Raw genomic sequence first — 12,064 nt, forward strand, 5'->3', positions numbered from 1 at the left:
GGGCTCGAACCGATGACATCCACGGTGTAAACAAGCGTGTCATGAAACGATGCGGAGGCGCCACCCATGAAGATCCGCGGCCGCTCGCAGGATAGTTCGCGCCTCGGCTCTGGAAAGTTCCAGACAATAGCGGGCATTTGCGAACGTCCACCGACATCTCACCTACACGATTGGACTCCGGGATCCGGCTAAGAACAGACCAGCCGACGGTTGAGCTACCCCAGTAACACAGGGCGCGAGTTCTCCGCGGAGTTCCGGGTCCATCTCCGGTCGCCCAGCTTGTAAACCACTTCAGCAGTGAACTCCGAAATGGGGTTTCCGCTCAGCTCGCCAGCGTCAATAGGGATGGGTTCAACTTCGAGAGTCGCCTTGTGTTCGTCGTTTGCTGCCAACCGAAAATGAAACTGAGGATAACGTATCGCTTTCAACGGTGGATCGAGTGCGAACTTCTCGATCACTACGGGTCGGTCGCTGTCATTTGTAATCTCGACGTGAAGACTTACCATCTCCAAGTTCGGCACCGAGTTTTGCCCTCTTCCTCCTTTGAGTGCAATCGTCACCAAACCAGCTTCTTCCTCGGCGCGCTGTTCGGAGTTTCGGCTTTCCATCTTCAATGCCGTCCGTTCCTCCGCGCGCTGCTGCTCCAACGCGAGTGCCTGCGCGATGTCAGTCCGGGCCGCCTCAATCGAGGGGAAGTCTGCCTTGTCGGAAAACACTGCTTGGAAGATCGCATCGTTGCTCTCGATCTGTTTCCGCGTGCCTTCGAGTATCAGCGCACCCGCTACTAAAAATCCAACCGCGATAATTACAGCAAAGCCCCATCCGTCGAGGTCGAGACGCCACGGGAGGAGAGCACTAATAGCAACAAGCGGGAGTGCCACGCCAAACCGGAAAGCCGCTTCAGCCTCGGCACGGTCATAACGGTCGAAGAGATCCCGGCTGTCGGCGAGAAGTCTCGTCGCTACCAGCGAAATTTCCATATACATCTGAGTTGTGAGAGTGGCTGCAATGCGCGAAACTAGCTCGTTCTCCGAGAGATCGCTCTCCTCGCGCATACCGCGTCGCTCGACATACGGCTGCATCTCAGAAAGCTCGGGTGGAAGGCTTACGCCTGCTCGAACCATGTTCAATGCCACCTTCCTCGCAAGTTGACGGGATTCAATGCTGGAGGCCATCGACAAGCGCCGCCCGCTTGTGGGGACGACACGCAGAAGGAACTGAACGATTGCGGTGCCCGGTCGGACGAGCAAGACACCGATGATGTAGGCGACAAAGGATAGAACGGCAACGAGAGCGGCGGGCCCCAACGCCCCGAGGATTCGATACACCTCTTCGGCAAGTCCGCTGGCTTCGTCGAGCGTTGGGATCACAGGATAAGTTGCAAGCCACACGACAACGAGCCAGAGAAACCCGGTCGCGAGCGGTACGCGAAGATCGCGAAAACCAGGGAGAAGACTTGCGAGCATTCGCTCACACTAGCGTTCTCTAGTTGAAAGTGAGCGGCTGGCTAACTCTGACCCCGGACACGCTCGGCGCCTTACTCACCGGAGAGAGCCCGATAGGCGGTCGCCCGCGAGCAGCTGACCTCCCTCGCAATTTCGACAACCGAGTGGCCGCCGGCGTGCAGCTGCCTCGCCCATTCGATCGCGCCCGGTGTCAGAGCCTTCGGGCGACCGCCTATCTTCCCGCGCGCCTTCGCTGCGGCAAGGCCAGCGACGGTCCTCTCGCGGATGGTGTCGCGCTCGAGCTCGGCGAACGCAGCAATGATCGTGATCATCGCGCGGCCCATGGCGCCGGTCGTGTCGAGACCCTCGGTGAGGCTACGGAAGCCGACGCCCAGCTCAGCGAACTCAGCGAGCTGACCCAGCGTGTGCCGGGTGTTACGCCCGAGGCGATCGAGCTTCCACACAACAACTGTGTCGCCTTCGCGTACGTACTCGAGGAGAGCGCCCAGACCAGGCCGCTTCGCGATGGATCCTGAGACGCCCAGGTCCGAGAAGGTCTTCGTGACACCGGCCGCACAGAGCGCGTCCTCTTGCAGGTCACTGTTCTGACCGTCGACGCCGGAAGTCGAAACCCCGGATGTAGCCAATGCTGCCCATGATCTGCTCCATAAACGTGTGAGACCGGTTCTGAGACGAAACGGTTCTGCGAACGACTTCTGAGAACACCATGCGCGGCGGGTCGCCGGAAAGTGACCGTCTCGCAGAACCCACCGTTTCTGAAAGGCGCTGCGGCCCGATAGCTTGAACCCATGACACTGCTGGATGAAATCATTGAGGCGAGTACCGGCGAATCAGGCACCACAGCGAATCTGTTGCGAAAGGTACGCGTGGCGTCGCACCGGCTTGGGGCGTCCGAGATTTCGGCCTGGGCCCAGCACGAGCTATCCGGCTATCCCTCCGACGCTGCCCTTCCGGATTACCGAGTTCAGGACACCTCCGTTCTGGGCATCTTCTCCGGACCGATGCGTTCTCAAATAAATCACGACCTGCCGAAAGTAGGTGACGATTTCGAGGGCTGGTTCAGCATGGACATGCGTCAACCGATTTCGGAGCTCGAGAGCTTCGCCGGTGCTGACACCGATGCTGTGCGCGAGTGGCCCGCTTGGCTGGTGCAGAAGTACGAGCAGGCCGGCTTCTTCCGCATGGAATTTCACGTACTTTTCAGCGCGCACAATGTGATCCCGCGTCAACGAATTATTGGACTAATCGACACGGTAAAAACTCGCGTGCTGGACTTTGCGCTGGAGCTTCAGACTGAGTTCCCAGACGCCGGTTCCGCCGACGGACCTACGGTGGCGTCGGAGCCGTCCCTCGCGCGGACTGTGAATCACATCACCAACAACATCACCGGGCACGGCGTGAACGTGGCGATCGGCAATGAAACGGTTCGTCAACGCAGCATCGTGAACACGGGTGACACCACCGCCTTGAAGACGGAGGCAGAAGCTCTAGGTTTGACTGCAGACTTGGCCAAAGAGTTTGTAGCAGCGGTCGAGGCAGATCGCAGCACCGACGGGCCGGAAGTTACGAGCTTCCTTGCACGCTTGCGCGCGGGTTCGATTTCGCTGGGCTCGTCGCTCACCAGCGACGTCGTAGCCGGCTCCCTGATCGAGCTAGCCAAGGGATTTCTCGGCCTCGCCTGAGCTCGGCGCGAACTCTGAGGTTGTTCCGTCCTAGTTCACATTTTCACGGCCTGGAGTACCTTCGTCGGCATGGCAGATCATCCGATCTGGGCGCGCGACTCGGTCGAGCTAGAGGGTACTGAGGAGTGGCTAGAAGTCGATGCTGACGGCGGAGCCGTCATCCATGAATACCATGGCCTGCTCGAGCGTGTTCGGCGTAGTCAGCCCACACCCGAACTCACCGCCGGCGAAAGTACCTCGAATGTCTAACGCGCCGCCGGGAGTCTGGATCCGTTCGGTGACCTTGACATCGGTGAAGACGTCCTCGCCGAGCTGAGCCTCGATCGGCTCAAGGCATGCCTCTTCGGCGCCGCCGCCTGCGGAGCATCCGGTGAGAAGAGCGGCGGCTGCGAGTGTGACGGCGAGCAGGCCGAGGCGACGGTTCATGCTCGCAGCCTAGCGGCGATTGCGAGTGATGCTCAGCCGAGATCCGGTAGACGCTCAACGACCTTGAGGACCTCCGGGATTCGGCCGGCGACAATGAGGTCGAAAGCCGAGCCGTCGCCCCACGGACCTCTAGACCAGAAAAGCCAGTAGACCGCTTCCTCATCGTCACGACCGTGACCTCGAGACGGGACCATCGCTCGCATCACCTCGCCGGCTGCGGGCAGTAGACCGAAGCCCTCGCCCGTACGGAACTGCCGCACGGGCAGAAGCATGAAGCCGTCGCTGGTGGTGATCGCCCAGGCGTCCCCCTCGTGCACTAGGCGCTCGACCTCATCGACGGTGACGCCAAGCTTCTCGGCCACCGTCCCGGGTTCATACCAGGGCCCGGCGACGGCGTCGAGGCTCAGAGGGTCCGGGTCGTCTGCCATGAAGCTGACGGTACACCGGCATCGGCGTACCTCCCTATAGGAGGGCGTGAAGAAGGCCGGCCCGTCGGACGGACCGGCCCCATCAGGTTGATAGATAGCATGCGTGTGCGCGCGCACATGCATGCACTCACTCTCGCACGCACGCACTCATGCGCCCACGCGCGTACGAATGCGCGTATGAGTGCGTGCATTCACGCTAGCTTCGGCTGACGAACTCCGGAGGAATCCCCATTCTGGCGCTCGAGGTCGACTCGTGCACGACGCTGAGAGATTGACGCCGTGGACAGCGAGGAGACAGGCCAGAAGAGCCGGGCGAAAGTGCGAATGATCCGCGGCTGCTACCTCGTCGCGCACACGGCACTTGCCGGCGGGTTGTGCGTGGCGACACAAGCGCGACCGGCCTTACGTCGGATCAGATTCTGGCCGCGGACTGGCTCAGACCCGCACTTCGCGGTGCAACTGTTCGTCAGCTTGCGCCGCACGCACGACCATCCGGTCGACTAGGAGCTGCACGGTCGGCGTCTGATGCTCGGCAGGCAGACTCGCGACGACTGCGTTGAACACGGTCGGTGCGGTCGCGGCGAGTAGTTGCGCCCAGTCGATGAACGCCTCCGGGTCGAGGCCTGCATCGCGCGCCACCGCTTTCCACTCGAACGGCCCCATGGCTCCTGCCTCGTAGGACCCGGAGACCCTCATCGACAGCTTCGTTTTATCGAACGCGACCAGCAGGTCGGAAGGCTGATCTCCGCGCGGCTTCGCGTACGGCAGGAACGAGGAGACATCGTACATCGGGGAAAGCGTGGACACCTGCGGGGTGAGGTCGAGGGAGTAATTCTTTGCGTGCGCGTCGGTATTCAGCACCAGCCACGAGAACAACATCGACTTCACGAACCGCTCCTTCGCCTCGGCGACGCTCGCCCGCGGAAGCCGGTCAAGAAGCGCAAGCATCTTGCGGTAGTCCGGGCCGCCGTCCTTCTCGTACTTGCGGAGCCTAGGTACGCCGAGAGCCTGGGCTACATCCTCTTGGTGGATACGGCGGACCGGCCCACTGATGCGCTCTTCGCGGTCGAACCGCGTCACCACTAGCGAGTGCTCTCCGGCGAACGTCGTGATCGCAGTTTCCGCTGCGGGGAAGCCCAGGAGGAACATCGACGCCATCGTCACGTGCTCGACGATCTCGCCGTCGACCATCCCGGTGACCTTCGGCTTGAAGATGTGCGTGGACGGGTGGACGCCTGTGGAGTCGTGCCAGCCGCCGTCGCGGAGTGCGAGGGCGAACTTGCCCTGCGCCCCACCGAGGGAGAAGTACCCGTTGCCGGATTCCTCCGCGGTCGGGACAGGCAAGTTGTCGCGGATCGCGCGGATTCGCACTGCGATCTCCTCGTCGGACACCGCGGCAAAAGATCCGTCGGCTCGAGGTGTGGTGCCGGCCGGATAGAACTCGAGCGCGCCGGCGACGTCGGCGCCGTGGGCGGCGAGCAAGTGGAAAGGGTCAGCGTCGGAGAGCCCAGCTTGCCTAGTCCACTCCTCGCGGACGGCGGTGCTGTCGGGTAGCAGGTTGTCGAGGAAGTCGAAGACGGTGCGGCCGGTGTGCACGCGCGCGGTCTTCGGGAGGGAGTGGGAAATCGCGGGGCCGTCGGATTCGCGCCATACTTCGTTGTAGGCTAGGCGGTATCGCTCTCGATCGAGGTACTCGAGGACGGCAGCGTGCTGCCCGAGTAGGTGCACGTCGATGCGTTCGGTCATTCCCGCTCCTCAATGCTGCGCTGCGCCCGCTTAGCGGCGATCTCGGACATCGAAGCGATCATCGGTTGCGCGAGCCGCTTCATCGCCTCCTGATAGGAGGTGTTGCTGGTCAGGGAGTCCAGCGCCGACCTCGACGACTCGGACATTCCGGACCTGCTCATGGCGCGTCGGATGTTGGCGGACATGTCGTCCAGCAGGTCTCTGTTGATCTCGGCGACTGACCTCATCGCGGCCTCTTGCAAAGTTCCTTCGGGCACCGCCGACGGCGCACTGACGTCGAGGTCGAGGTCGAGCTCGCGGAGCACGGCGAGCACCTTCGACAGGCTCACGTCCGATTTCGCGGTCTCGAATCGGGAGAGCCACTGGCGGGTGACGCTGGTACGCTCGGCGAGGTCGTCCTGGGAGAGGTTCAAGTCGATTCGTCGCTGTCGTGCGACACGTCCGATGTCCTCGGGCCACGGTGTCTTCATCGGATCTGCTCCTCTCGGGGACGATATTGTTCCATGTAGGCGATGGAACGCGTGCGTCCCATTGTAGCAATGGAACGTCTTCGTTACATCAGTAAAATGGAACGCCTTCGTTACAAGGTAGACGCGCGGCGGACTAGAACTTGATTGCGTGGACCGGCCGCCGAAGGGGATACTCCGTGGAGGCAAGGGGCGGTCATGTCTGCGAACGAGGATCGTGCGGTCGCCGCGGCGAAGAGCCGATTCGCGCTCTTGACCGCGCCGATCTTCGGACTGAGCTACCTCCAGATCGAGGCGACTGTCGGCAATTTAGTGTCGAGTGGTGCCGCGAATCGTGCGTGTCGGTAGCCTTCTCAGCGTGTCTAGTGAGTTCGTCATTCGCTCAGCCATGCCTAACGGTGCCGAGCACATTGCTGCAGTCCACGCCGCTTCCTGGCGCGAAACCTACCGCGGTACGGTTGTCTCCGACGAGGTGCTCGACTCACCCAATTTCCCCGGGACAGAATGAGGTTCTGGATGGCCGCTCTGACCGACCCGTGCTGGGCGGCGAACACCATCTTCGTTGCCGAGATCAATGGTGCGCTTGTTGGGATTGACATGTCCGGTCCGGCTAGCGGGGAAGAGTGGACGCGCGATCTTCACGTGCTCTACGTCCTCGCCAAGCACGACGGAACTGATGTCGGCACAGCACTTCTGAACTCGGCCTAGATCCCGCTGAGCCCGCGGCCTACGGGTAGGTGACCCCGTTCCACGGGCTCAGGCGTTCTACCGGAACAATGGATTCGTCCTAGACGGAGTTGCGAAGATCGCAAAGTAGTGTCCGCGAGATCCGCATGCGACGTCACGGAACTGGGTGAGCTCGCTGCGCCGGCGCGACCGCTCGTTCATTGATCCCTCGAGATTCCAACGTCCGACAGGAGATACGAGAGAAACGCCGCTCCACTGGCGGCTTTGTTGAGAGCACCGATAGCTTTGTCCTCGAACTTGAAGGATGCAGCTATGAACGACGAGTCACCGAAGACAACTGAGGTCAAGGGAAAATTTCGACCGCCAACCGATGGGTCTACACTTCCCTCGCTCACTTTCGCGCTAACAAATGAGGAAGCGCGTGCGGGCGCGCCCGAGGACGTCGTGGCCGAATTCATGAAAACTTGGGCGCCGCCCGGAGCAAGCTCTTGGTACTCCATGAAGATCAATGAGACACCGGGAAACGGGCGTCAGAGCATCGAAGCGTCCTTGGTTGTTCCTAGCGCCAACAAGTGGGAGCTTGGCGAAGCACGGATCTCTCGAATTGGTGGCCGGGCTCCTTCCGATGTGGACTTCCGAAACCTGCTCTACACGCGAATCGGAGCGTCGGCAGTGGCGGGAGGTCGGATCGAGGCTGCCATGAAGCGGCTCATCCTGCACATGTCGGGCACATTAGAACCTGCATTTGCAGATGCGGAGGATCAGTGGCTGACCCTCGAGAAGAAGTTGCGTGCCGCAGCAATGGCGGTGGGCGAAAGAGCGGCTGACGTCATCGAAGTCTTGGACTGGGGGCAAGCAAACAAGATCCGCGAGATCCGAAACGACATGATCCACGCTTACTGGTGGGACTACTCGAATGTCGGTATCACGCGTGGCCGCGTTCATCGGGACGGTACAAGCGAAGTCATATTGATGACACCTGAGCAACTAGATTCAGACTGTGGCAAGCTACAGAATTACGCTGAAGCCCTCGACTCAGCGATGGACGGAATCTGGCTAAATATCTACCTGCCTCGCCTGAATGACGAGCCCACCGCCTGATCTATGGATGTTCAGCAGGATTAGAAGTGCCCGCAAGCCGATCCCTGAACGGGCGTATCGTGCGGCTGTGTGCCCTGCCGAAAAAATTGGCTCTCGTCGATCGGTAAGCCTGCACGGCCGCATCAATTCTTGGCTGCCCGGTCGACGCAGTGACCCGCGAACGCGTCACCGGGGAAGGAACAGATCTACGCCAGTTGCGGCGACGACGGGGCTAGCTCAAATATAAGAAACTGCGCATGAGGGTCGTGAGATCTGTAGATTCCGTGATCTCGACGTCGAGTCCGCCGCTGAATATCTGGTTGTAACCACGGATGGTTGCGTCCCAAGTCCCGTGTACTAAGCCCGATGCTTGCTCGCTGACAATGAGAATGGATCCGCCATCATCTGACTCGAAGAGCGCCTTCGGCCGAAGATCTCCCGCGCTTACTGTCACGTCGACGGAGCCTCCGTTAGCCCACGACGTCTTCGACGCAAGGAACGCTCGCGATGGCGAATACTCGCCAGGCAACAGCGCTGCATAATTCGCACCGCCAAACCGCTCACGGAGATCGATCTTGACCGGCCCCCATTCTCGTGGCGGTTCGGGCAGCTTCAAATCCGCCCAGGTCGGCTCATCATTGACCGCGTACTCCGGTACAAGTGTCGTAATCGAGCCCTCGAGATGAAGCCTCACCTCAACGTCGTGCAGGAAGGTCTGCGTCTTATTGGTGATCGAGATCTCATTCGGTGGTAGCGAGTGACGGACGAAGAGTTCGACAGCTCCAGGCCAAGCCTGCCTGAAAGACGTTTCCCAACGTGTGATCGCATACCGATACTCATCTTCCGTTCTCGCCTTTGGCTTCTCGCTGACGAACATTGAGGATTGCTGGATCTGCCCGGCGAACCTTGCTATGTCGCTGCCGGCATAGAAAATGTCGAAAAAAGAGGTGGCTGTGGGTCGCGAGTTTTTAACGGCTCCGGGGTCGGAAGGGCGCTGATCAGCCGTCGACGCACTGATCTTATGAGTTCTTCGAGAGTGCGCTCCTCATCGACATTGACTGCAGTCACGGTGCCCACAACCGAAACCTCGATCTCAAACTCCGCGCTGCGGTTGCCGCGCCGGCTGTGACTGAGCAAACCGATCGGTCGTGATCTCTCGGCACCACCAAGTTCCAGATTTTGCCCGCTTCGGCTGGGCTTTTCTGTTTCACCAACATCTCGCCAACACAGCAAGCCAGATACAAACTGAGCACGTCGCCTTCAACGCAGAAAACCCCCGCCTGAGCGGGGGTTTTTCTCTGTGGGCCCTACCGGGCTCGAACCGATGACATCCACGGTGTAAACGTGGCGCTCTACCAACTGAGCTAAAGGCCCGTCAATCCGCCGTGGCGGAACAACGAGCCTCCATCCTACGACATACACTCAGCCCAATGAGCACCAACACCGAGGAACGCGCCGCGCGTGCCGAACACCGCTGGCCGGCAGTCGTCGCACTGCTGATCGCACTCGCCCTGTACGCCCTGCTGCCGAGCAGCTTCCTCCCGATCCTCCGCTACAGCGCGGTCGCGGTGGGTGCGCTGATGCTCATCCCCCTCATCTCGGTGAACCCGCTGCGGTTCCAGAAGCAGACGAAGTGGTCCCGCCGCCTGTCGGTCGCGCAGGTTCTGTTCCTCGCGTTCGTGAACCAGGTCGCGCTGGTGCAGCTCGTCTTCGAACTCATCGGCGCGGACAAGAGCGACGGCCCGTCGCTGCTGCTCGCCGCCCTGCAGGTCTGGATCACCAACGTCATCCTGTTCGCCCTCATCTACTGGGAGCTCGACCGCGGCGGTCCCGTGGTGCGCACTCAGGCGCAGCGCGCGGATCTTCCCCGGGCCGACTTCCGGTTCCCGCAGGACGAAGACCACGACGCGATCACCGAGGTCGCCGTGCGGTCGTCGCAGAAGTCGGACTGGACGCCGAGCTTCGTCGACTACCTCTACTTCTCGTCGTCGAACTCGATGGCGTTCAGCGCCACCGACACGATGCCGCTCTCGCACCGCGCCAAGGGCCTGATGCTCGTCGAGTCGTTCGCCGGGTTCGTGATCCTCGCCCTGGTGATCGCGCGGGCGGTGTCACTGCTCGGCTGAGCCGCCCGACGCCGGGGCTCGGGCCCTATGCCGGGGCGAGGAACGCGGTGAGCGCGCCGGCCAGAGCCGCCGGGTCGTCGACCGCGCAGAGTTCGCGCGCGGAATGCATCGACAGCAGCGGCACGCCGATGTCGACGGTGCGGATGCCGAGGCGGGTCGCCGTGACCGGGCCGATCGTCGAGCCGCACGGCACCGTGTTGTTGGAGACGAACTCCTGATACGCGACGCCGGCCTGCGCGCAGGCACGCGCCCACTCGGCGGCACCGGCCGCGTCGGTCGCGTAGCGCTGCTGCGCGTTGATCTTGAGCAGCGGACCGCGGCCCATCACCGGACGGTTGGCCGGGTCGTGACGCTCGGCGTAGTTCGGGTGTACCGAGTGTCCGGCGTCGGCCGAGAAGCACCAGGATGCCGCGAAGCCCCGCAGTCGCTCCGACTCCGTCGCGCCGAGGCCGTCGGCGATGCGCGCCAGCACGTCCGCGAGGAACGGACCGGCCGCACCCGAGCGGGTCGCGGAACCGACCTCTTCGTGGTCGAAGCCCGCGAAGACGGAGACGTGCGACGCGTCGAGCGGCGCGGCCGTGATCGCCGCGAGTCCCGCGTGCACCGAGACGAGGTTGTCCATGCGGCCGGCCGCGAAGAAGGCGTCGTCGAGACCGAAGACGGCGGGCGCGGCCGTGTCGGCCACGACGATGTCGTAGCCCGCGACATCCGCCGCTTCGACGCCGGCGAGGCCGGCCAGATGGCCGAGCAGGTCGGCGCCGGAGAGGTCGCCGAGGCCGAAGACGGGATTGAGGTGCTGCTGCGGGTCGAGGCGGAGGCCGTCGTTGACGCCGCGGTCGAGGTGGATGGCGAGCTGCGGGATGCGCAGGAACGGGCCGGTGCGCACGAGCACCTCGGTGCCGTCGAGAGTGACCAGGCGGCCGGCGAGCTCGAGCTCGCGGTCGAGCCAGGAGTTGAAGAGCGGTCCGCCGTAGACCTCGACGCCGGCCTGCAGGAATCCGTTCGACGCGGTGGTCGACTTCGGCTTCAGCTTGAAGCCGGGCGAATCGGTGTGGGTGCCGACGATGCGGAACGGGATCTGGGGAACCGCCGCCTCGGGCTCGACCCAGGCGATGACCGCGCCGTCACGGACGACGAACCGGCGCCCGGGGCCCGTCGGCCACTCGGCAGTCTCGTCGAGACGGTCGAAGCCCGCGGCCTCGAGCCGGCGTGCGGACTCGTGGGCGGCGTGGAACGAGGACGGGGAGGCGGCGATGAAGTCGGCGAGGTCGCCGAGGTGTGCGGTCATACGACCATTCAACCAGCAGGTGCCGGGTGCGAGAGGCTAGGCGGTCACCGGGACGGGGACGATCTCCTCTAGAGCTGCGCGGTATTCCTCGATCGACCGCGCCTCGCCCGGCGCGGTGATGAAGCTCGCGCGGATGATGCCGTTGATGTCGATGAGGAAGGTGGCGCGGTTGGCGTAGCCCTTCTCCTCGAGGAACACGCCGTACTCCTTGGCGACGGCGCCGTGCGGCCAGAAGTCGGCGAGCAGCGTGAAGTCGTAGCCCTCTGCCTCGGCGAACGCGCGCAGCGTCGCCTTCGAGTCGGCGGAGATGCCGATGAGCTCCACGCCGTTGCTCTTGAACATCGAGAGGTTCTCGCTCAGTCCGCAGAGTTCGCTCGTGCAGGTCGACGAGAAAGCGAGGGGGAAGAATACGAGGGCGACGGGCTTCTTGCCCTTGAATTCGCCGAGTCGCACGTGCTCGCCGAACTGGTTGGCAAGTTCGAAGTCGGGTGCCTGGGTGTCGTTCTCCAGAGCCATGATTTGCGTCCTTTCGTGCCCGGCATAAACCGTCGAGCAAACACGAAGCGCTATCTTACGCTCGCGATAGCGAATCGTGCAGAAACACGCATTGAGGGCGGAAAACGCACGCGCAGGTTGTCACGTCGAGCGGTGCATAGAATGTTCTGGCG

The 12,064-nt window shown here is 62.5% G+C and carries 13 protein-coding genes and 1 tRNA gene; 4 read left to right on the top strand and 10 right to left on the bottom strand.

Features of this window, described 5'->3' with window-relative positions:
* Window positions 1-215: 215 nt before the first annotated feature.
* The gene (locus HD599_RS08235; RefSeq protein ID WP_184235834.1) at window positions 216-1,466 is read right to left on the bottom strand and encodes a hypothetical protein; all 1,251 of its coding nucleotides are present in this window, start codon (window positions 1,464-1,466) and stop codon (window positions 216-218) included.
* Between the two features lie 71 nt (window positions 1,467-1,537).
* Entirely contained in the window at window positions 1,538-2,092 is a 555-nt protein-coding gene (locus HD599_RS08240; RefSeq protein WP_184235837.1) for a recombinase family protein, read from the bottom strand.
* Window positions 2,093-2,254: 162 nt separating this feature from the next.
* Here HD599_RS08240 and HD599_RS08245 point away from each other — a divergent pair, with 162 nt between their 5' ends.
* Entirely contained in the window at window positions 2,255-3,148 is an 894-nt protein-coding gene (locus tag HD599_RS08245; RefSeq protein ID WP_184235840.1) for an AbiTii domain-containing protein, read from the top strand.
* Between the two features lie 129 nt (window positions 3,149-3,277).
* Here HD599_RS08245 and HD599_RS08250 read toward each other — a convergent pair whose 3' ends face one another.
* The 4 genes from HD599_RS08250 to HD599_RS08265 all read right to left on the bottom strand — a co-directional run bounded on the left by HD599_RS08250 (window position 3,278) and on the right by HD599_RS08265 (window position 6,218).
* Complete coding sequence (locus HD599_RS08250) at window positions 3,278-3,574, bottom strand: hypothetical protein (protein WP_184235843.1); 297 nt, start codon at window positions 3,572-3,574, stop codon at window positions 3,278-3,280.
* A gap of 32 nt (window positions 3,575-3,606) precedes the next feature.
* Window positions 3,607-4,002: a hypothetical protein gene (locus tag HD599_RS08255; RefSeq protein ID WP_184235846.1), complete on the bottom strand. Its 396-nt coding sequence runs from the start codon at window positions 4,000-4,002 to the stop codon at window positions 3,607-3,609.
* 435 nt (window positions 4,003-4,437) lie between these two features.
* Window positions 4,438-5,748, bottom strand: coding sequence for a HipA domain-containing protein (locus HD599_RS08260; RefSeq protein WP_184235848.1), 1,311 nt, complete (start codon window positions 5,746-5,748; stop codon window positions 4,438-4,440).
* The gene (locus HD599_RS08265; protein WP_184235851.1) at window positions 5,745-6,218 is read right to left on the bottom strand and encodes a helix-turn-helix domain-containing protein; all 474 of its coding nucleotides are present in this window, start codon (window positions 6,216-6,218) and stop codon (window positions 5,745-5,747) included. Before HD599_RS08265 ends, HD599_RS08260 begins: the two co-directional genes overlap by 4 nt.
* A 513-nt stretch (window positions 6,219-6,731) precedes the next feature.
* Here HD599_RS08265 and HD599_RS17800 point away from each other — a divergent pair.
* Window positions 6,732-6,923 carry a GNAT family N-acetyltransferase gene (locus HD599_RS17800; RefSeq protein WP_221420461.1) on the top strand — a complete coding sequence of 64 codons (192 nt, stop codon included), beginning with the start codon at window positions 6,732-6,734 and terminating at the stop codon, window positions 6,921-6,923.
* A 291-nt stretch (window positions 6,924-7,214) separates the two neighbouring features.
* Window positions 7,215-8,003, top strand: coding sequence for a hypothetical protein (locus tag HD599_RS08275; RefSeq protein ID WP_184235854.1), 789 nt, complete (start codon window positions 7,215-7,217; stop codon window positions 8,001-8,003).
* Between the two features lie 211 nt (window positions 8,004-8,214).
* On the opposite strand, the gene HD599_RS08280 is transcribed toward HD599_RS08275, so the two are convergent.
* A complete protein-coding gene (locus HD599_RS08280; protein WP_184235857.1) occupies window positions 8,215-8,859 on the bottom strand; it encodes a hypothetical protein in 645 nt (214 codons plus the stop codon).
* 424 nt (window positions 8,860-9,283) lie between these two features.
* Window positions 9,284-9,356: transfer RNA gene (locus tag HD599_RS08285), tRNA-Val, on the bottom strand.
* A gap of 56 nt (window positions 9,357-9,412) precedes the next feature.
* Here HD599_RS08285 and HD599_RS08290 point away from each other — a divergent pair.
* Window positions 9,413-10,108, top strand: coding sequence for a DUF1345 domain-containing protein (locus HD599_RS08290; protein ID WP_184235859.1), 696 nt, complete (start codon window positions 9,413-9,415; stop codon window positions 10,106-10,108).
* 25 nt (window positions 10,109-10,133) lie between these two features.
* Here HD599_RS08290 and HD599_RS08295 read toward each other — a convergent pair whose 3' ends face one another.
* Window positions 10,134-11,396, bottom strand: a complete 1,263-nt coding sequence (locus HD599_RS08295; protein WP_184235862.1) for a M18 family aminopeptidase — start codon at window positions 11,394-11,396, stop codon at window positions 10,134-10,136.
* A 36-nt stretch (window positions 11,397-11,432) separates the two neighbouring features.
* Window positions 11,433-11,912: a peroxiredoxin gene (locus HD599_RS08300; protein WP_184235865.1), complete on the bottom strand. Its 480-nt coding sequence runs from the start codon at window positions 11,910-11,912 to the stop codon at window positions 11,433-11,435.
* Window positions 11,913-12,064 lie beyond the last annotated feature (152 nt).

Origin of the sequence: Conyzicola lurida (assembly GCF_014204935.1) — a bacterium.
Taxonomy (GTDB): domain Bacteria; phylum Actinomycetota; class Actinomycetes; order Actinomycetales; family Microbacteriaceae; genus Conyzicola; species Conyzicola lurida.